This is a genomic window from Microbispora sp. H10836 (assembly GCF_012999525.1).
Classification (GTDB): domain Bacteria; phylum Actinomycetota; class Actinomycetes; order Streptosporangiales; family Streptosporangiaceae; genus Microbispora.
This window is the reverse complement of sequence record NZ_JABBWU010000007.1, coordinates 204,966-224,610: the sequence shown is the minus strand read 5'-3', so window position 1 is coordinate 224,610 and position 19,645 is coordinate 204,966. Positions and strand designations below refer to the sequence as shown.

Genomic DNA, 19,645 nt, shown 5'->3' with positions numbered 1-19,645 from the left:
GGGAGTCCTTTCGAGGGGAGGTCAGGCGAGGAGGTCGGATAGGGCGCGGGCGCGGGCCGGCTCGCGCAGCTTGCGCATGCCTTTGGCCTCGATCTGGCGGACGCGTTCCCGGGTCACCCCGAACGTCCGGCCGATCTCGTCGAGGGTCCGCGGCCTGTCGTCGGCCAGGCCGTACCGGTGGGTGATGACGGCCGCCTCCCGCTCGCTCAGCGTCGCCAGCACCGCCTCCAGGTCATGGCGGAGCGAGGAAGCGGCCACCTCGGCCGCGGGACCGGGCGCGTCATCGGCGAGAAGGTCGCTCAGTGTGGCAGCCCGCCCCTGGCGGCGTAGCGTCTGGCGATCGACACGACCAGCCGCAGGTTGGCCTCGACCATGTGGTCCCTGGCGCGGCGGCCGTCGGCGGCCAGCCGCTCCAGCTCGCACCGTTCGGCCGGGTCGCCGGAATCGGCGGCCAAGCGCTCCGCGGCGAGCCGGCCGGCCTCGATGCGCTCGCCCAGCTCCACCTCCTGCTCGGCGGTGAGCAGCGGGGTGCGCCCGATCTGCTTGAGATAGTCCCTCACCGGGTCGATGTCCACGGCTCCCTTCGGATGGCGGGCGGGGCTGGCGGGGAGCGCGGCAGTGGTCAAAAGCAGGTCCCTTCGGTGTCGCACGAGAGCCCGGATCGGCTGGCAAGGTCAAAACTTATGTCCAACCTAGAATCATGTCAACTCTAAAATTAGGTCGAATCAATGTAAGGTGGGCGCATGGACACGGAGAAGACCAGCCTCAGAGCGCTCAAGAAGCGGCAGACCAGGGAGAAGATCTCCCACGAGGCCACCCGACTGTTCCTTGAGCGCGGTTTCGACAAGGTGACGATCGCCGAAGTGGCGGAGGCGGCGCAGGTGGCCAAGATGACGGTCACCAACTACTTCCCACGCAAGGAGGATCTGGTCTTCGACCTGAGCGAGGAGTTCGTGCAGTCCCTGGCCCGGACCGTCCGCGACAGGGCGCCCGGCGACTCCGCCTTGGCCGCACTCCGGCGCGCCTACCTTGCCGCGGTCGCCGAGCACGACCCGGTCATCGGTTTCTCCGGTCCCGCGTTCGCCCGGATGATCGCCGGAAGCCCGGCCTTGACGGCCCGGCTGCGGGAGTTCCACGACGAACGCGAGAAGGCCCTGGCCGACGCGCTGGCCGCCGAGACCGGCGCCGGCCCCGGCGACATCCTGCCCCGGGCGGCCGCCGCCCAGCTCGGCGGCGTCCACCGGCTGCTGTTCGACGAGACGCTCCGCCGCGCCATCGCGGGGCAGGACGACGCGGAGATCGAGACGGCTCTCACCGGCTACATCGACGCCGCCTTCGGCCTACTGGAACCCTCTCTCGGCGGCTATGCCGTCCGCCCCGCCGCCTGAACGGCCCGGCCCTGCCACGCCCGCCCTGCCACGGCCCGGCCTTCCGCGGATCGGGCGGTACGGGACCGGTGGCGGCACCGGTCACCCGAGGAATCACACGAGGGCGAGCTGGCGGGCGGGGGAGCGGCGCCGCCGCCAGCGCCGGGCGTCCCTGCCGATGCCGTAGGTCTCGGCGAGGGCCCGCACCTGCTCGGCGATCCGCAGCCGGTAGCCCTCCTCGGCGACCTGGCCCCTGCCGTACAGCGCCTGGTAGCGCGGCACGAGACCGGGGTGCTCGCGCTCCAGCCACCGCAGGTACCACTCCCGCGCTCCCGCCGGCAGGCGCAGCACGATGGGCGTGACGCTGACCGCGCCCGCCTCGGCCGCCCGCCGTACGGTCGCCAGCAGGTGGTCGGTGGAGTCGGTGATGAGCGGCAGGATCGGGGCCATCAGCACACCGCAGGGAATGCCGGCCTCGTTCAGCGCGGCGCAGACCTCCAGGCGCCGCTGCGGCGTCGCGGCTCCGGGCTCCACGGCGCGCCGCAGGCGGTCGTCGACGAAGCCGACCGACACCAGGGCGCCGACCTGGGTCACCTTCGCGGCGTCGCGTAACAGGTCCAGGTCGCGCAGGACCAGAGGACTCTTGGTGAGCACGGTGAACGGGTTGGCCGCGTCGGCGAGGGCCCGGATGACACCGGGCATCAGGCGGTAGATCTCCTCGGCCGGCTGGTAGCAGTCGCCGGTGAGGCCCAGCGCGACCGGTTCGCCGCCCCAGCGGGGGGAGGCGAGCTCACGCCGCAGGCGCCGGGCCAGGTCGGTCTTGACCACGATCTTCGTGGCGAAGTCGCCGCCGGGGTCCAGGCCCAGGTAGCGGTGACCGCGACGGGCGGTGCAGTAGCCGCAGCCAGCCTCGCAGCCGCGATAGGGACTCGCGCCCCACGCGAAGGGCAGCTCGGCGGCCTCGGGCACCCGCTCCAGCGCCGCGCGGGCCGGCACCTCGTAGCAGGTGATGCCGTCGAAGACGCGGGTGACGGCCTGCCGTTCGATGCGCGGGCGGGCTGCGGTCACTTCACCGCCCTCACCGACGAGCGGCTCCTGCACCGTCTCATGCACGCGGGGCCGCGGCGGGCTCTGGTCCCCGGCGCGGGAAGTGGCGTCGCGACGCATGAGGTTCAGTAGAACACGCATTCGACCGTTGCGCCAAGTGTCCACGCCCCGCGCGTCCCGCGCTGTCAGGACTCGGCGGAGGCGGCGGCGTGACAGGCGCCGTACCCGTCCGCGCGGGCGACCACGCGGCCCGACCGCACCCGCACGGCCGCCTCGGTCCCGTCGCTCACGGCGGTCACCCCGGCCGCCGCCGCGACGGCCCCCTCCTCGTCGTGCACCACGCGCAGGCGCGGCCAGGCCCGCGCGGGCAGCGCCCGGCGCAGGCAGGAACGCAGCTCGGCGAGGGCCAGCCGGGCCAGCGGCCCCAGCTCGCCGGGGTCGCCGGTCACCAGGGCCACGGTGACCTCGCCGGCGGGCGGCGCGGCCCGCACCGCCTCCTCCACGGCCCCCAGGCGGTGCAGCCCGAGGACCGCCACCACGCCGTCGCGCGCGAGCGGGGCCGGTTCGCCGCCGAGCGCGTCCACCGCGGGCGGCGGCGACCACGGCCCGTCGTCGGGCCGCGCGCGGGGGACGAACGGCAGGTGGGGGGCGTCCCACCGGTCGCCGAGATCCAGGTCCGCCAGGGCGGCGCACGCCGCGACGACGTCGAACGGCTCGGCGAAACCGGGCGCCGCGTCGGCCATCTGGCTCGCGCCGTACAGGGTGGTCAGGGCCGTCTCCGCGACCCGCACCAGACGCCGCCCGGGCCCGTCCAGGCCCTCCAGCCCGAGCCCGAGCACGATCGCGTTCAGCTTCATCAGCTGCGCGAACGGCCGGCGGACCCGCTGGTCGGCGAGCACCTCCGGCATCAGGTCCATGCCGAGCCTGGCCGGGCCGTCGGTGGCCAGCGGAAGCCGGGCGATCCAGGCGCGGGCGAACGCGGCGAGCGCCTCCCGGGCCGTGCCCGCTCCGGACGCCGCGCCGTCCACGGCGGCCTCCCGCTCGGCCAGGTCGGCCAGCACGGAGAAGTACAGGGCCCGCTTGCCCGGGAAGTTGGAGTAGACGGCGCCGCGGGTGAGCCCCGCCCGGTCGGCGATCGCGTCGACCTTGGCGTCGCGGAACCCCCGATCGGCGAACTCCTCCCGGGCGGCGGCCAGCACCCTGGCCCGGTTTCGCGCCTGAAGCTCGGCCCTCGTGAGGCGTTCCATCGATCTCCTCGTCCGCGTACGCCCGCTTGCCGTACGACGAGGCCCAAGATACCGTCGCCATCCAGATGACATGAACATCTGGGATGAGCATTTGGAGTTGCCCGTGATTTCCCTGCCCGAGGTGGACCTCACCGACCCCGAGGTCCTGCGCGACCCCTTCACCGTGTACCGACGAGCGCGGGAGGCCGCGCCGCTCGCGCGGCTGCTGATCCCCGGCCTCGGCCCCGTGTGGGCCCTCACCAGGCACGACGGCGCGCGGGCGATGCTCGGCGACGCCCGTTTCGCCCTCACCGCCGACAGCTTCATGCGCCCGCCGGTCCCCGACGACTGCCTGCCGTACATGCGGACGATGAGCGAGATGAGCGGCCCCGAGCACGCGCGGCTGCGCAAACTGGCCGCCCCGGCCTTCACCCCCCGCCGCGCGGCCGAGTTCCGGCCCCGCATCGACGCCAGCGTCGGCGCCCTGCTCGACGACCTGCCCGCGCACGCCGAAGGCGGACAGGTCGACCTGCTGCGCCACTTCGCCCGGCCGCTGCCGATGGACGTCATCTGCACGCTGGCCGGCATCCCCGAACAGGACCGCCCGCGCTGGCGCGAATGGGGCGCCACCGTCGTCGCCGGGGCGGGCGGGGACTTCGCGCGGGCCATCCCGGGCATCGTCGCGGGCGCCAAGGCCGCCGTCGCCGCCGCCCGCGCCGAACCGGACGCCCCCGGGGGCGTGCTGGCCGACCTCGCCCGCGCCCAGGCCGAGGACGGGGACCGGCTGAGCGACACCGAGATCGTCACCATGGTCTGGCACCTGGTCCTCGCCGGGCAGACGCCGACCAACCTGATCGCCAACGCCGTGGCCGCCCTGCTGTCCCACCCCGGCCAGCTGACCGCCGTACGCGCCGATCCCGCGCTGATGCCGGCGGCCGTCGAGGAGCTCATCCGCTGGTGCGGCCCCGCGCTGCTGGCGATCCCGCGCCACGCCCGTCAGGACGTCGAGCTGTACGGCGCGACCGTGCCGGAGGGCGCGAAGGTCACCGCCCTGATCGCCGCGGCCAACCGCGACCCCCGGGTGTTCGCCGACCCCGACCGGCTGGACGTGACCCGGGCGCCCGGCGCCGGCCACCTGGGGTTCGCCCACGGGCCGCACTTCTGCCTGGGCGCATCCCTCGCCCGCGTGCAGACCCAGGCCGCGATCACCGCGCTGCTGCGCCGCTTCCCCGGCCTGGCCCTGGCCGCCCCGATCGACGAGCTGCGCGCCCCCGACCCCGGCACGTGGCGGCTGACCGCGCTGCCGGTGACCCTGTGAGCGACCGCCCCTGTGGCCACGGCCGCGGGACGCGGTGCCCGTCGCGTCAGAAACGGACCCCCTCGGATCGGAGGTAGGCGCGCCACCCCCCGTACGCGGTGATGTCGGTGGCGCCTCGCAGCCCCTCCGGCGCGCACAGGAAGCCGGGCACGTCCGTGCCGTCGGCCAGTTCGACCGGGCCCAGCGTCATCGGGCGGGGAAGGGCCGAGAGCAGGTCGCCCAGCCCTCCGGCGGGAAGCTCCCACACCTCGCACTCGATGGCCGCGCCGCCCTCGGCGACGCGTACGAGCCCGGGTTTGGGCGGATCGGTGGTCAGGGCGTGCAGCCGGTAGCGCGCGGCGGTGCCGGTGGCGGCCAGCAGGCGGGCGCCGCGCGCGGTGAGCTCGTGGTTGAGCGGCTGTCCCGACAGGTGCGCGCCGACAACCGCCAGGCGGGCGGCCGGCTGGAGCAGCCGGGCGACGGCGGCCAGGTCGTCGTCGGCGTGGGCCCGGCCGGCCAGCATCACCCCGTACGGCAGCCCGTCCACCTGCCCGGCGGGTACGGCGAGCGCGCACATGTCGAAGAGGTTGACGAAGTTGGTGAAACGGCCGAGGTCGCTGTTGACGCCGACGGGGTCGGCCGCGACCTGCGCCAGGGTGGGATGGCGGACAGTGACCGGCAGGAGCAGGGCGTCGCCGTCACCGAGCAGGGACATGGCCCGCTCGCGGAGTTCCGCCAGGCGTTCCCGGTCGGCGAACAGGCGGTGGGCGGGCAGGTCACGGGCCGCGGTGATGATGGAGGCGACCGTGGGATCCAGGTCCGGGCCGCCCTTCTCCACGAACGCGCCGACCGCGGTGTACCGCTCGGCGACGAACGCGCCCTGGTAGAGCAGCGTGGCGGCCTCCAGGAAGGGGGCGGGGTCGATCGGGCGGATCTCCACGCCCGCCGAGGCCAGAGCGGCGGCCGCCGTCTCGAACGCCTCGGCCCAGCCCGGGGCGAGCGCGCCGAGGTCGGCCGTGGCGGGCACGGCCACCCGCCACGGCCCGGGGCGGCGGGCCGGGCGCGACGCGGGCCGTGCGGAAGGGCCGGTCATGAGGGCCAGGGCCCGCTGGGCTTCGGGGATCGTGCGGGCGAAGACGCTGACGCAGTCCAGGCTCCGGCAGGCCGGGACCACGCCGCCGGCGGGGACCAGGCCACGGGTGGGCTTGAGCCCGACGATGCCGTTGAAGGCGGCCGGGACCCGGCCCGAGCCCGCGGTGTCGGTGCCGAGCGCGAGGTCGGCCAGGCCGAGCGCGACGGCGACCGCCGAGCCCGAGCTGGACCCGCCGGAGATCCGCGCCGGGTCGGTGGCGGCGCGCACCGCGCCGTAGGGGCTGCGGGTGCCGACCAGCCCGGTGGCGAACTGGTCCAGGTTGGTGGTGCCCAGCACGATCGCGCCGGCCGCCCGGAGAGCGGCCACGGCGGGGGCGTCGGCGTCCGGCCGGTAGGCGTAGGAGGGGCAGCCGGCGGTGGTCGGCAGCCCGGCCACGTCGATGTTGCCCTTCACGGCCAGCAGCCGGCCCGCGAGGGGGAGGTGGCCGCCGCCCGCCACACGGGCGTCCACGGCGGCGGCCTCGGCCTCCACCTCGGCCTGTGGCCGCAGGTCGATCCAGATCTCCGGACGGTCCGTCTCGGTGATCCGGGCGTAGGCCCTGCTGACCCGTTCCCGTGCCGTCTCAGCCACGATCGCTCCTCAGCACCACCAGCGGGGCGCCCGCCTCCACCTGGTCACCGGGGGCGACCAGGACCCGTTCGACCACGCCGCCGGCCGGGGCCGGGACGGCGGACTCCATCTTCATCGCCTCCAGCACCACCAGCGGCTGCCCTGCCGCGACCCGCCGGCCCGGCGTGACGCTGACCTGCCAGACGCTCGCGGTGAACTCCGCTTCCACCACCTCACAGCCCGGTGGCAGCTCCAGCTCGGTCTCGGCCGGGCCCTGGGACTGCTCCGCCCGGTCGAACTCGCCCGCCGCCTGCCAGGCCGCGCGTTCGGCGGCGAAGGCGGCGGCCTGCCGGTCGCGGAAGGCCGCGATGGACTCGGCGTGCTCGGCCAGGAAACGGTGGTAGTCGGCGAGCCGGAACACACCTTCTTCGATCTTGGGTTCGAACCGCCCCGCCGCCAGGTCGGCGCGCAGTTCGAGCAGCTCTTCGGCCGTCACCGGATACCAGCGGATACGGTCGAAGAAACGCAACAGCCAGGGGAAGCCCGGCTGGAACGCGCCGCGCTGCTGCCAGCTCGACCACACCTGCGTCGTACGGCCCACGAACTGGTAACCCCCCGGCCCTTCCATCCCGTAGACGCACAGGTAGGCGCCGCCGATGCCGACCGAGTTCTCGGCGGTCCAGGTGCGGGCCGGGTTGTACTTGGTCGTGACCAGCCGGTGCCGGGGATCGAGCGGCGTGGCCACGGGCGCGCCGAGATAGACGTCGCCGAGCCCGAGCACGAGATACTCGGCGTCGAAGACGACGCGGTGCACGTCGGCCACGTCCTCCAGGCCGTTCACGCGGCGGATGAACTCGATGTTCGACGGGCACCAGGGCGCGTCGTCGCGCACGCCCGCCATGTAACGGGCGATGGCCTCCCGGGTGGCGGGGTCGTCCCACGACAGGGGGAGGTGGACGACGCGGCTCGGCACCTCCAGCTCCCCGGTGGGCGGCAGGCCGTCCTCGACGCGGAGCAGTTCGTCCAGCAGGTCGCGCTGGGAGAGCACGGCCGGGTCAAGGTGGATCTGCAGCGAGCGGATGCCGGGGGTGAGGTCGACGACGCCGGGCAGATCCTGGGCGGCGAGCGCCTCCGGGAGGGCCTCGGACAGGGCGTGCACGCGCATGCGCAGGCCCAGGTCGAGCTCCATCGGCCCGTACTCGACGAGGATGTTGTCGTCCCCGCTGCGCCGGTAGGTGACGCAGGGCCGCTCGCCGGTCTCGGGAAGGCGGTGGAGCACGCCGCCGTCGCCGGGGGCGCCGACCGCGGAGGGCACGGGGACGAAAGCGACCGTGTCCCCGGGCCGCAGCTGGCCGAGTTTCCAGCGTTCGGAGGTGACGACGGTGGCGGGGCAGACGAAACCGCCGAGCGAGGGGCCGTCGGGACCGAGCACGACCGGCATGTCACCGGTGTAGTCCACCGCGCCCACCGAATAGGGCGTGTCGTGGATGTTGGAGGGGTGCAGTCCCGCCTCGCCCCCGTCGAGGCGCGCCCAGCGCGGTTTGGGGCCGATCAGGCGTACGCCGGTGCGGGCGGAGTTGTGGTGGACCTTCCACTGGGCGGCGTAGAAGTCGCGGATGTCGTCGCCGGTGAAGAACTCGGGGTCGGCGTGCGGGCCCTCGACCACGCCGATCCGCCACTCGCGTCCGAACTCGGGCCGCTCGCCGGGCTCCGCGCTCGCGTGCGGGGCGAGGTGCCCACCGTGCTTGAGACGGCCACCGTGCTTGAGACAGCCACCGTGCTTGAGACAGCCACCGTGCTTGAGACAGCCACCGTGCAGGACGTCCCCGGCACGCAGGGCCCGGCCGCCGTGGCCGCCGAACCCCCCGAGCGTGAACGTCGCGGCGCTGCCGAGGTAGTCGGGCACGTCGAACCCGCCCGCGATCAGCAGGTAGACGCGCAGTCCCGGCCCTTCTGCGGCGCCGATGTCCAGCACGCCGCCGGCGGGCACGGTGACCGGCTCCCACTGGGGAACGGGCGTGCCGTCCACGGTGACGGGCGCGGGCGCGCCGGTGACGCAGACGGTCGTGGCGTGGCTGAAACGCAGCGCCGGGCCGCGCAACGTGCACTCCAGGCCGGGCGCGCCGGGGTCGTTGCCCAGCGCGGTGTTGCCGTGCCGGAAGGAGCGGTCGTCCATCGGCCCCGACGGGGGCACGCCCACCTGCCAGTAGCCGGTCCGTCCCGGCCAGTCCTGGACGGTGGTGAGGGTGCCGGGCCGGACCACCTCGATGCGGCGGGAGCCGTCGGCGAGCCCGGCCAGGGTGGCGGTGCCGTGCGTGGCCGCCCGTACGGAGGGATCGCCCGCGGCGGCGCGCAGCAGCCCGAGGTTGGTCTCGACGCCGTCGATCCGGATCTCGGCCAGCGCCGCGGCCAGCCGGTCCAGGGCCTGGTCCCGGCCGGCGCCGTGCGCGATCACCTTGGCGAGCAGCGGGTCGTAGGCGCTGCTCACCTGCGTGCCCGTCTCCACCCAGCCGTCGACCCGTACGCCCTCGGGGAACTCGACCCGGGTGAGCAGGCCCGCGCCCGGCCGGTGGTCGCGGCTCGGGTCCTCGGCGTAGATTCGGGCCTCGACGGCGTGGCCGGCGGCCCGGGGCGGGTTCCGCAGCGCGGCGTGCACGTGGCTCACGTCGCCCTGGGCCAGGCGCAGCATCCATTCGACCAGGTCGACGTCGTAGATCGCCTCGGTGACGGGGTGCTCCACCTGCAGCCGGGTGTTGACCTCCAGGAAGTACGGCTCGGCGCGCACCGGGTCGTAGACGAACTCCACCGTGCCCGCCGACCGGTAGCGCACCGAGGCGCACAGGCCGGCGGCGCTGCCGGCGAGCCCGGCCCGCACCCGCGGCGGCAGTCCGGGGGCGGGGGCCTCCTCCAGCACCTTCTGGTGACGCCGCTGCAGCGAGCAGTCGCGGTCGCCGAACGTGACGACGCCGCCCATGCCGTCGCCGAACACCTGGACCTCGACGTGCCGGCCGCCCTCGACGAGGCGTTCCAGGAACAGCCCGGCCGAGGCGAAGCTCGCGGCGGCCGTGCGCCGCACGCTGTCCCACGCCTCGGCCAGATCACGGGCGTCGCGGCAGGCGCGCATGCCGATGCCGCCGCCTCCGCCGGTGGCCTTGAGCATGACCGGGTAGCCGATGTCCCGCGCGGCGCGCAGAGCCGCGTCCAGGTCGGGGAGCAGGCCGGTGCCGGGGAGCAGGGGCACGCCGGCCCGTTCCGCGGCGGCGCGGGCGGTGTGCTTGGCGCCGAACAGGTCGAGCTGCTCGGGGGTGGGGCCGACGAAGGCCAGCCCGGCGGCCTCGACCCGGCGGGCGAAGGCGGCGTCCTCCGACAGGAAGCCGTAACCGGGGTGGACGGCGTCCGCGCCGCTGTCCAGGGCGGCCCGCAGCACCAGGCCGGCGTCCAGGTAGCTCTCCCGGGCGGGGGCGGGGCCGAGCCGTACGGCGTGGTCGGCCAGGCGGACGTGGGCGGCGCCCCGGTCGGCGTCGGAGTAGACGGCGACCGTGCGCAGGCCCAGGCGGCGGGCGGTGGCGATGACGCGGACGGCGATCTCGCCCCGATTGGCGACGAGGAGGGTGTTCATCGGACCGTCATCCGCACGGGCGTGGGGTCGAAGCCGTTGCACGGATTGTTGATCTGCGGGCAGTTGGACACCAGGACCAGCACGTCGGTCTCGGCGCGCAGGGTGACGGCGAGGCCGGGGGCGGAGATGCCGTCCACGATGCCGAGTGTGCCGTCGGGTTCGACCGGGACGTTCATGAACCAGTTGATGTTGCTCACCAGGTCGCGTTTGCCGAGCCCGTGGCGGCTGCCCTCGATGAGGAAGTTCTCCACGCAGGCGTGCTGGGAGGAGGTGTGGTGTCCGTAGCGGAGCGTGTTGGACTCCTTGGAGCAGGCACCGCCGACGGTGTCGTGGCGGCCGCAGGTGTCGGCGACGACGGTCATCAGCGGGGTGTGCTCGTTGGACATCAGCACGCTGCCGGTGGTGAGGAAGATGCCGCCCTGGGCGTGGACGGTGTCGGGGGCGCTGTAGCGGACGGCGGTGTCGTGCGCGTCGTACAGCAGGCAGTCGACGGCCTGGTTTCCGCCGAGGTCGGTGATGGTCAGCTCCTGCCCCGCGCGGACGATCGCCGACCAGGGGGCGCGGGCGGGCACGGTGACATCGAGTACGGGAACGTCGAGCGCGAGCACGTCGGGCGGGGTCATCGGGTCACCTCGGCGGTATTGAGGAAGGCGCGGCGGCCTTCGGGGCTCGCCTGCCACAGGGGGTCGCCGGGGCCGGTCGGCAGGGCGCGCCAGGCCAGGACCTCCAGCGGCGTGCAGGTGTAGGCGGGACGGGGGTCGATCGGGTGGGCGGTGTTGGCGATGAGCACGGTCAGCGGCATCTCGGCGCGCAGGGTGACCGACGCGCCGGCCCCGGCGGAGCCGGTGAAGGTCAGGCGGCCGTCGGGGCCGACCCGGACGCCCTGGAAGAAGGAGATGGACGGGGGCAGGTCCCGGGGCTCCAGGCCGTGCTTGGCGGCGGCCAGCGTGAACAGTTCCCGCCCGGCGGGGGCGGGGCCGTGCGGCGTGCCGTCGCCGTACCGTTCGGTGTTGCGCCGCAGGGTGGATGTCCCGCACACGGTGTCGTGGCGGCCGGAGGTGTCGGCGACCACGGAGGCCAGCACGCGGCCCTGGTCCGACAGCAGCAGGTGGCCTTCGCCGAGGTAGGCGTTCCACAGCACCTTGACGGTGTCGGCGACGTTGAGCCGCTCCCAGTGACGGCCCGCCACGTAGAGCAGCAGGTGCGCGCAGGCGTCGCCGGCCAGGTCGGTGAGGCGCAGTTCGGTGCCCCGGGCCAGCACCTTGTGGGTGTAGCCGCCCCCGGCGACGGTTTCGGCCCACACGAGGTCGGCGGGGGCGACACCGTCCGGCGGGGCGGGCCAGTCGGAGGCCGGGAGCACCGGCATGGTGTCGCTTCTGGTGCCCTCCTGGGCGCGGGCGTGCTCTCGCGCGCCGTACGTCGTGCTGGTCGCCATGACGCGATCTCCTGTGAGAGGGGGCAGGAATTTCTGTCGTGCGACAGAAATTAGGCGGCGCGTGTTTCCTCTCACGCGCCGTGAGGTTTCCCGTCGGTTACCGAGATCGCACAGCCGCGAGGGTTCGGGGGAGGTGTGCGACGATCGTGGGGTGAGTGCCCGTTCCGACCTGCCCATTTCCGACGTGCCCGGTGCCGGCGAAACCGGTTCCAGCGGGACCGGCTCCGGCGTGCGGAGAGTCGGCAGGCCGCGAGCCGTCGCGCGCCCGCGCGGCGACCTGAGCCCGCGGGAGGAGATCCTCACGGCGGCGGCGGAGTTGTTCACGACGCACGGCTACGCCGCGACCTCGACGAGGGCGATGGCCGAGCGGGCCGGGATCAGGCAGGCGTCGATCTACCACTACTTCGACGGCAAGGAGGACATCCTCGCCGAACTGCTGGAGAGCACGGTGCGGCCCTCGCTGGAGACCGCCCGCGCCCTGACCGGCGCCACGCCGGAAGAGCGGCTGTGGCAGCTGTGCCACTGCGACGCCAGGCTGTTGTGCTCGGGCCCGCACAACCTGGGCGCGCTCTACCTCCTGCCCGAGGTGCACACCGAGCGGTTCGCCGGCTTCCGGCGCATGCGCGGGGAGCTCAAGGACACCTACGGGCGACTGCTGGCCGCCACCTCCGCCGGTGCCGCGCTGACACCCGCCGAACGGGCGCTGCGCACCGATCTGCTGTTCGCGCTGATCGAGGGCGTCATCCTGATCCGCAGGGACACCCCGGGCGCGATGGCGGCCGGCGTCCTGGAGACGCTGGCCGCCGCCACCGCCGACGCGGCGCTACGCCTGGCCGGTGTTGCCGACGGGGATCTGCCCGACCTGCGGAAGAAGGGCGACGGGCCGGCGTAGCCGCCGGTAGAGCGCGCCGAGAGCCACGACCGCCGCCAGGAAGAGCAGCGTGAACCACTGGAAGAACCAGTGGCCGGTGATCGGGGCGTACACCTCGGCCCTCGGCCAGGCCAGGTTGACCGCCATCGCCAGGCCGTAACAGAGGGCCAGCGCGTTGACCGGCAGGCCCCAGCGGCCCATGCTGAACAGCGGGCTGCCGTCCTCGGCGAACCCGTCCGGCGCCCCGCCCCGCCAGCCGCCGCGCAGGCGCTGGAACAGCAGGGGGCCCGTCACCATCGCGTACGCCAGGTAGAGCAGCACGATGCAGGTGGTGCCGATGGCCAGGAACGCCTCGGGAGAGGCGAAGTTGAGCAGCAGGACGGCCGCCGCGGCCACCCCGGTGACCAGCGCGGGCCCGGTCGGCATGCCGGTGCGGGGTGAGACCCTGGACAGCGCGCCCGACAGCGGCATCACCCCGTCGCGCGCCATGGAGAACAGCATCCTGGTGGCGGCGGTCTGGATCGCCATGGTCGCCACGGTGATCGCCAGCACCACGTCGGCCAGCAGCAGCTTGCCCACCCAGTCGCCCAGGCTGCTGGTGAGCACGTAGGACAGGCCCTCGGCGGCCAGCCTTCCGTCGGTCAGGCTGGGCGCGGCGAGCAGACCGGCGAACAGGATGAGCCCTCCGAGCACCCCGGCCGCCGTGAGCGCGGTCAGGATGGTGCGCGGGGCGACCCGCCGGGGGCTGCGGGTCTCCTCGCTCAGCTCGCCCGCGCTGTCGAACCCGATGAGGACGTAGGCGGCGGTGAACGAGCCGACCAGCAGCGCGCCGACGGCTCCGCCGTGCCCGCCGGTGCTGAACGTGACGCCGGGGCCGTGCTCGGCGTGGGTGAACAGCAGCACCACGATGAGCACCGCGCCGATGATCTCGGCGGTGACGCCGATGCTGTTGATCCGGGCGAGAACGCGGTTGTCGACGGCGTTCACGGTCGTGGTGAGCGCGAGCAGGACGAGGCCGAGGATCGCGGCGTTGGCCGCTCCCGTGGCGGTGGTGGGCGCGGGGTCGCCGCCGACCAGCTGGAAGCCCGGCCAGATCGCCGGCAGCACGACCTGCAGGGCGAGCGCCGCGGCGGCGATCACGACGATCTGCCCGAGAATCATGATCCATCCGGCGAACCAGCCGAACGCCGCCGTGCTGAGCCGGGTGGACCACTGGTAGATGGCGCCGGAGATCGGGTAGCGGGCGGCCAGTTCGGCGAAGCAGAGGCCGACCATGATCTGCCCGGCCAGCACGACGGGCCAGGTCCAGAAGAAGGCCGGGCCGCCGGAGGCGTACCCGAAGGCGAAGAACTGGAAGACCGTGGTCAGCACGGAGATGAAGGAGAATCCGGCGGCGAACGAGGCGTACCTGCCCATGCTGCGGTGCAGCTCCTGGCGGTAGCCGAACGTCTGCAGGGCGCTCTCGTCGGTGGGGGGCGAGGGAGGGACGGTGACGGCCATCGGGGCTCCCGGAGCTGGGGGGATTTCTGTCGGTTGACAGATATGTACGGGGCCGTCGTTTCCACGTCGTCACGGGCGCGTTCATCCGCCGTAACGCATCCCTCACCGCCCGCCGGGCGAACAGGGCCCGTGCTCCCGCTGCTTCACAAGCCTGGAGCACCCGGTTGGCCCGCCCATGGTGTTGCGGCGCCTTGCCGAGTAAAATTGGGACAAGCGTACAGTTTTTGTTCGGAGAGGTTCCCCATGGCCTGGCTCCTGCTCGTCGGCGCGATCGCCTCGGAGGTCCTGGCCACCTCCGCGCTCAAACTCAGCGACGGCTTCAGCCGCTGGGGCTGGACCATCGTGGTGGCCGCCGGCTACATCGCCTCGTTCGTCCTGCTGGCCTGGGCGCTCAAGCTCCGCATGCCCGTCGGCATCGCGTACGCGGTCTGGGCGGGCACCGGGACCGCCGCGATCGCGCTGATCGGCGCCCTGTTCCTCGGCGAGCACATGAACCTGGTCAAGGCCGCGGGCATCGCGCTGATCATCGCCGGGGTCGCCGTGCTCAACCTCTCCGGCGCGCACTGACCGTCACCCCTGCGGCACACGCTCCGCTGTCACCGGTCCGAACCGGCGCCGGTACTCCAGCGGAGTGAGCCCGATCCTGCGGCGCATCAGCGCGCGCAGGTTGGCGGCCGTGCCCAGCCCGCTGTGCCGCGCGACCGTCTCGAAGCGCGACTCTCCCCGCTCGATCAGCCGGCACGCCAGGGCGAGCCGTTCCCCGGTCAGCCACGCCAGCGGCGTGGTGCCCAGTTGCGCCCGGAAACGGCGATGCAGCGTCGCCGCGCTGACCGAGGCACGAGCCGCGAGATCGGCCACCGTGAGCGGGGCGTCCAGCCGCTCCTGCGCCCAGGCCAGGACCGGCGCCAAGGACTCGTCCGGCGCATCGGGCACCGGCCGCTCCACGAACTGCCGCTGCCCGCCGTCCCGGTGCGCGGCGAAGACGAGCCGCCGGCTCACGGAGTTCGCGACCTCCGCGCCGTGGTCGCGGCCGACGATGTACAGCCCGAGGTCGAGCGCGGCGGCGCTCCCCGCGGAGGTCAGGATGTCACCGTCGTCCACGAACAGCACGTCCGTCTCGAGCCGGACGGCGGGGAAGCGGGCCCGGAAGGAGGCCGCCCACTGCCAGTGCGCGGTGGCACGGCGCCCGTCGAGAATCCCGGCCTCCGCCAGAGTGAAGGCACCGCTGCAGAAGCCGACCAGGCGGGCGCCCCGCGCGTGCGCCCGCCGGATCGCGGCGAGTACGGCGGGGCGGCGCGGCACCTCCACGTCGGGACGGTTGGGGACGATCAACGTGTCCGCCGATTCGGCCGCCTCCAGGCCGGCGACGCCCGCGAGCGTGAAGAACCCGTCGCGCATCAGCGTGCGCGGCTCGGGGGAACACAGGCGGAAGTCGTAGAGATCGCGCCCCAGCTCGGGCCTGCGCAGGCCGAACACCTCGGTCGCGCAGCCCAGCTCGAAGGGGTTGGAGTTCTCGTCCACGATCACGACGACCCGGTGCGGGCCGGCCCCGTGCGCGTCGTGCGAGGATCCTTGCGTCATGCGCTATTCCTAGCACTCACGCCGATCGCGCCGCAGGGGCCAGGATGCACTCGTGAGCAACGAACCCATCGCCCTCGGCGAGGCCCTGGCCTCCTTCGACGCCCTGTGGAGCCCGCGCATCGTCACCCGCGTCAACGACTACGACGTACGCGTCGCCAAGGTGGAAGGCGAGCACATCTGGCACGCCCACGACGACACCGACGAGTTCTTCCTGGTGCTCGACGGGGAGCTGTTCATCTCCGTGCGGGAGCCCGGCGGCGAGCGCACGGTCCGGCTTCCCCGGGGCGCGGTGTTCACCGTCCCCCGCGGCACCGAGCACAAGCCGTCGGCTCCCGCCGGAGCCGCGATCCTCATGTTCGAACCCACCGGGACATCGACGGTCGGCGACCGCCACGCCGAGATCCCCGGCCACGTCGACGCGACGACCGGGCACCCGCTCGGCCCCTGAACCGGCACGTCTCCTGAACCGACACAGAGGGGGAGCGGACGAGGACCACCACCGGGCTGTGATCCCGCCGTTCCGCCGTTCCCGTTGTCACCCGGACGCGGAGCCGCGCACGGCAGGGCATGATTGTCAGCGACCTATGGGTGATCCGGACGGCTCCCCGGACGAGGGGGAGCCCTGACGATCCAGGGGAGGATCACGGCGTGCCCGATCAGGACCGGCCCGCACCCGTCCCCGCGGCGGCCTCCCCGCGCGGCGTCGCCGTGCGGGCGGTCACACCCCACCCGCGGCGCCCGCAGGAGCGTGCCGTACGCCGCCGGGAGGCGTTGCTCGACGCGGCCGTCGACCTGCTCGGCGACGGCGGCTTCGCCGCCGTGACCCACCGCGCCGTCGCCCGGCGGGCCGGCCTTCCCCTCGCCGCCACCTCCTACTACTTCACCAGCCGCGACCAGCTGCTGGCCGAGGCGTTCGCCCTGCTCGTCGAGCGCGAACTCGCCCGCATGCGGGAGTCGGTGGACCGGCCTCCCGGCCGTACGCCGCCTGAGGTCGCCGAGACGCTCACCGGCGTGTACGCCTCCGACCGGCTGCGCCAGCTCGGCCTGTGGGAGCTGTATCTGCAGGCGGGCCGCGACCCGGCGCTGCAGGCCATCGCCCGCGCCTGGACCGACGGCTGCGACGGCATCGTCGCCGCGGTGCTGGAGCGCGCCGGCTACCCCTGCGGGCCGGCGGAGGTCCGCTTCGTCGCCGGGCTGCTGTCGGGACTGTGGGTCGAAGACGTCGTCGAGGCCCGCCCCGACTCCAGGGACCGGGCCGGGGAGGCGGTGGCCCGCGCGCTCGCCGCGCTCGGACCGCCCGCTAGGGTCAGCCCATGATCTTCCATCTCGCGCTGGCCGCCGACTGGAACGCGGCCGTCACGGCGGGCGAATACCGCGTCTCGACCCTCGGCCGGACCCTGGCGGAGGAGGGCTACATCCACGCCTCCGCCGACCTGACCCAGGCGCGAGGGGTCGCGAGCCGCTACTACGCCGGCGTCGCCGAGCCCCTGGTGCTGCTGGAGATAGACGAGGACCGGCTCGGCTGCCCGGTCAGGCGGGAGGTGCCAGAAGGGGCGAACGAGGCCTTCCCCCACATCTACGGCCCGATCCCGGTGACCGCCGTCACCGCCGTCACGCCTTTCTCCCGCTGACTGTCCGAAGCGTTCAAGACGGCCGGCCCGCCCGCCCCCTAACGTGGCAGGCATGGCACCCACGTTCGATCTCATCGGCCTGGTCGTGACCGACATGGCCGCCTCCCTGTCCTTCTACCGCCGGCTCGGCCTGGACATCCCGCCCTCGGCAGACACCGAGCCCCACGTGGAGGTGACCCTGCCCGGCGGGCTGCGCCTCGCCTGGGACACCGAAAGCACCGTCCGCGCGCTGGACCCCTCCTGGACGCCCATGGAGGGCGCGACGCGCATGTCGCTCGCCTTCCGCTGCGACACCCCCGACGAGGTCGACCGCGTGTACGCGGACCTGGTCGAGGCCGGATACGAGGGGCACCTGCCGCCGTGGGACGCCTTCTGGGGGCAGCGCTACGCGGTGGTGCACGACCCGGACGGCAACGGCGTGGACCTGTTCGCCGCCCTGCCCGGCGACTGACCCGCCCCGCTCACGAGCCCACGACGCCTGCCGGGCTCCTCATGATCGGCGGCGGCAGTGCGGCCTATCCAGGCAGCAGGCTGACCATGATGAGGAGCACGGCGACCGTGCTCAACACAGCGATCAAGTGGATGAACCCGGCCGAGGGCTGGGCCATGCGCCATCGGCCCGGCGCCCGGCCCGACGTCATAGGGCGCGGGCGGCGCCGGAACGCATAGACGGCCATCACCAAGGCGTTGGTCAGCTGAGAGCGCCCGCCGCAAGTACCGTGTCGTTGCGAGCGAAGCCCAGCATCACCGCAGCCGCCGCGGCAGCGGTGAGCGAAGTGAGATACCGGAGCCGTGCGGTGAGCCGGATCTGTGTCGCGAGGTCGTCCCCCTCATGTGATCGTGTCATGTTCACGGTCGTCCTCCCCGTCGTGGGCGGCACCCGTCCTGGGTGGCGGAACCGCTGTCAGCGCGGCGGCCAGCGCCGCGCCCCCGAGCCCCGCCAGCGCGACCCGGGCTCCGGCGGCTCCCGGTCCTCCCGCGGTGTACAGAGCGAGGGTGACGACGGCGATGCCCAGCGCGGTCCCGACACCGCGTGACATATTGATCAATCCTCCGGCAGTCGCCGACAACCGTGTCGGAACGGCGGCCATCACGGCGGCGTTGTTGGCCGGGACGAACACGCCGAGACCGGCGCCCAGCACGGTCAGGTAGACGGCGAGCGGACCGGGAGCGGTGGGCGCGACCGCCGCCAGCCCGACCGCTGCGGCGGCCACCACAGCACCGGCCAGACAGCGCGGCCGATTCCCCCACCGGCGCGGCAACAGGTGATCGGCCGCGAGCGCGGCCAGTGCGAATCCCGCCGGCAGCGCGCTGAGCACCAGCCCCGCGTGGGGCTCGCTCAGACCGGCGGCGAGCAGCACCTGCGGGATGAGCACCAGCGGGCCGAACAGGACGAGATACCCGCACATCGCGCCGACCAGCCCCAGCGCCACCGTGCGTCTGCCCACCATGGCGGGATCGAGGAGAGGGGCGGCCGCGTGCCGCTCCCTGCCCCGCAAGGCCAGCGCGGACGCCGCGGCGGCCGCCAGCAGAGCGATGACCGCCCAGATCGGCCATCCCATTCCGGACGCCGCCGAGACGGCCAGCAGCAGGCCCGACGTGGCGCATGCGAGCAGCACCAGGCCGGTCAGATCGAAGGCGCGGCCATGCGCCCGCTCGCGGGTGCGAGGCAGCAGATAACGTCCGGCGAGCACGGCCACCAGCCCGACCGGCACGTTGATCCAGAAGACCCATCGCCAGCCGGCCATCGCGACGATCAGTCCGCCCACCAGCGGGCCAAGGGCCAACCCCAGCGACTGGGCGGCGGCTTGGACCCCCAGCGCCGCCCTCGCCCGGTGCCGGGGGACACTGGTCACCACCAGAGCCACGCTGTTGGCCTGCAACATCGCCGCCCCCGCCGCCTGCGCCACCCGGCAGGCCACGAGGACGGGCAGCGACGGTGCGAACCCACATGCCGCCGACGCGACGGTGAAGACGACGAACCCGTACAGGTAGACCAGCTTCCGCCCTGCGATGTCGGCCAGGCGGCCCGCACCGGCCAGCAAGGCGACCACGGTGAGCAGGTAGGCCAACGCCACCCACTGCACCGCCGCCAGCGGCGCATGGAACCCGCGCTGAAGAGCCGGGAAGATCAACGTGACGATGCTCGCGTCCAGCTGCCCCATGAACGCACCGACGCACACCGCCGCCACCGCGAACCACGGCGCGTGCCGGTGCCCCCGCACACGAGCCGGACGCGCCCTTTCCCTCAGCAGCCGGGCCACACCCGCTCAGCGCCCTCGGTGCCGCGCACCCGGTGGTGGCCGAAACGGACCGCACCCGTCGCCGGAACGGAGAGGACGGGTTGACGAGTCGCGTGTCACAGCGAG

The 19,645-nt window shown here is 73.9% G+C and carries 19 protein-coding genes; 8 read left to right on the top strand and 11 right to left on the bottom strand.

From position 1 onward, the window contains the following. Positions 1–21: 21 nt before the first annotated feature. A complete protein-coding gene (locus HHX30_RS41660) occupies positions 22–258 on the bottom strand; it encodes a sigma-70 family RNA polymerase sigma factor (RefSeq protein ID WP_311922449.1) in 237 nt (78 codons plus the stop codon). 41 nt (positions 259–299) lie between these two features. Next, positions 300–626 (bottom strand): sigma-70 factor domain-containing protein, encoded by a 327-nt coding sequence (locus HHX30_RS41655; protein ID WP_249350090.1) that lies wholly within the window; start codon positions 624–626, stop codon positions 300–302. A gap of 117 nt (positions 627–743) precedes the next feature. On the opposite strand from HHX30_RS41655, the gene HHX30_RS15750 reads away from it, so the two are divergent. Beyond that, the gene (locus tag HHX30_RS15750; protein ID WP_169982684.1) at positions 744–1,388 is read left to right on the top strand and encodes a TetR family transcriptional regulator; all 645 of its coding nucleotides are present in this window, start codon (positions 744–746) and stop codon (positions 1,386–1,388) included. Between the two features lie 93 nt (positions 1,389–1,481). On the opposite strand, the gene HHX30_RS15745 is transcribed toward HHX30_RS15750, so the two are convergent. Both HHX30_RS15745 and HHX30_RS15740 read right to left on the bottom strand, forming a co-directional pair. Next, entirely contained in the window at positions 1,482–2,435 is a 954-nt protein-coding gene (locus tag HHX30_RS15745; RefSeq protein ID WP_211592062.1) for a radical SAM protein, read from the bottom strand. Between the two features lie 164 nt (positions 2,436–2,599). After that, positions 2,600–3,661, bottom strand: a complete 1,062-nt coding sequence (locus HHX30_RS15740; RefSeq protein ID WP_169982683.1) for a TetR/AcrR family transcriptional regulator — start codon at positions 3,659–3,661, stop codon at positions 2,600–2,602. Between the two features lie 103 nt (positions 3,662–3,764). On the opposite strand from HHX30_RS15740, the gene HHX30_RS15735 reads away from it, so the two are divergent. After that, on the top strand, positions 3,765–4,958 hold the full coding sequence (locus HHX30_RS15735; protein WP_311922478.1) for a cytochrome P450: 1,194 nt from the start codon (positions 3,765–3,767) through the stop codon (positions 4,956–4,958). Positions 4,959–5,004: 46 nt separating this feature from the next. Here HHX30_RS15735 and atzF read toward each other — a convergent pair whose 3' ends face one another. The 4 genes from atzF to HHX30_RS15715 are packed head-to-tail and all read right to left on the bottom strand — an operon-like array spanning position 5,005 to position 11,693. Continuing rightward, positions 5,005–6,660: an allophanate hydrolase gene (gene atzF, locus HHX30_RS15730; RefSeq protein ID WP_169982681.1), complete on the bottom strand. Its 1,656-nt coding sequence runs from the start codon at positions 6,658–6,660 to the stop codon at positions 5,005–5,007. After that, on the bottom strand, positions 6,653–10,258 hold the full coding sequence (locus HHX30_RS15725) for a 5-oxoprolinase/urea amidolyase family protein (RefSeq protein ID WP_169982680.1): 3,606 nt from the start codon (positions 10,256–10,258) through the stop codon (positions 6,653–6,655). The genes atzF and HHX30_RS15725 overlap by 8 nt, the downstream gene beginning before the upstream one ends. Continuing rightward, positions 10,255–10,881 (bottom strand): urea amidolyase associated protein UAAP2, encoded by a 627-nt coding sequence (locus HHX30_RS15720; RefSeq protein WP_169982679.1) that lies wholly within the window; start codon positions 10,879–10,881, stop codon positions 10,255–10,257. Before HHX30_RS15720 ends, HHX30_RS15725 begins: the two co-directional genes overlap by 4 nt. Continuing rightward, the gene (locus HHX30_RS15715) at positions 10,878–11,693 is read right to left on the bottom strand and encodes an urea amidolyase associated protein UAAP1 (protein WP_169982678.1); all 816 of its coding nucleotides are present in this window, start codon (positions 11,691–11,693) and stop codon (positions 10,878–10,880) included. The genes HHX30_RS15720 and HHX30_RS15715 overlap by 4 nt, the downstream gene beginning before the upstream one ends. Before the next feature lie 151 nt (positions 11,694–11,844). Here HHX30_RS15715 and HHX30_RS15710 point away from each other — a divergent pair, with 151 nt between their 5' ends. Then, a complete protein-coding gene (locus HHX30_RS15710) occupies positions 11,845–12,585 on the top strand; it encodes a TetR/AcrR family transcriptional regulator (RefSeq protein ID WP_311922442.1) in 741 nt (246 codons plus the stop codon). On the opposite strand, the gene HHX30_RS15705 is transcribed toward HHX30_RS15710, so the two are convergent. Then, entirely contained in the window at positions 12,517–14,064 is a 1,548-nt protein-coding gene (locus HHX30_RS15705) for an amino acid permease (protein WP_169982676.1), read from the bottom strand. The two genes, HHX30_RS15710 and HHX30_RS15705, sit on opposite strands and share 69 nt — an antisense overlap. A gap of 243 nt (positions 14,065–14,307) precedes the next feature. Here HHX30_RS15705 and HHX30_RS15700 point away from each other — a divergent pair, with 243 nt between their 5' ends. After that, positions 14,308–14,631 (top strand): multidrug efflux SMR transporter, encoded by a 324-nt coding sequence (locus HHX30_RS15700; RefSeq protein ID WP_169982675.1) that lies wholly within the window; start codon positions 14,308–14,310, stop codon positions 14,629–14,631. Between the two features lie 3 nt (positions 14,632–14,634). On the opposite strand, the gene HHX30_RS15695 is transcribed toward HHX30_RS15700, so the two are convergent. After that, entirely contained in the window at positions 14,635–15,645 is a 1,011-nt protein-coding gene (locus tag HHX30_RS15695) for a GlxA family transcriptional regulator (protein ID WP_169982674.1), read from the bottom strand. Positions 15,646–15,697: 52 nt separating this feature from the next. Here HHX30_RS15695 and HHX30_RS15690 point away from each other — a divergent pair, with 52 nt between their 5' ends. From HHX30_RS15690 to HHX30_RS15675, 4 genes are all read left to right on the top strand, one after another. Next, positions 15,698–16,093 (top strand): cupin domain-containing protein, encoded by a 396-nt coding sequence (locus HHX30_RS15690; protein ID WP_169982673.1) that lies wholly within the window; start codon positions 15,698–15,700, stop codon positions 16,091–16,093. Positions 16,094–16,293: 200 nt separating this feature from the next. Further along, on the top strand, positions 16,294–16,962 hold the full coding sequence (locus HHX30_RS15685) for a TetR family transcriptional regulator (RefSeq protein ID WP_211592061.1): 669 nt from the start codon (positions 16,294–16,296) through the stop codon (positions 16,960–16,962). After that, positions 16,959–17,276 (top strand): DUF952 domain-containing protein, encoded by a 318-nt coding sequence (locus tag HHX30_RS15680; RefSeq protein WP_169982671.1) that lies wholly within the window; start codon positions 16,959–16,961, stop codon positions 17,274–17,276. The genes HHX30_RS15685 and HHX30_RS15680 overlap by 4 nt, the downstream gene beginning before the upstream one ends. A gap of 52 nt (positions 17,277–17,328) precedes the next feature. Further along, positions 17,329–17,727: a VOC family protein gene (locus HHX30_RS15675; RefSeq protein ID WP_169982670.1), complete on the top strand. Its 399-nt coding sequence runs from the start codon at positions 17,329–17,331 to the stop codon at positions 17,725–17,727. 379 nt (positions 17,728–18,106) lie between these two features. Here HHX30_RS15675 and HHX30_RS15670 read toward each other — a convergent pair whose 3' ends face one another. Continuing rightward, positions 18,107–19,501 (bottom strand): MFS transporter, encoded by a 1,395-nt coding sequence (locus HHX30_RS15670; protein ID WP_311922477.1) that lies wholly within the window; start codon positions 19,499–19,501, stop codon positions 18,107–18,109. Positions 19,502–19,645 lie beyond the last annotated feature (144 nt).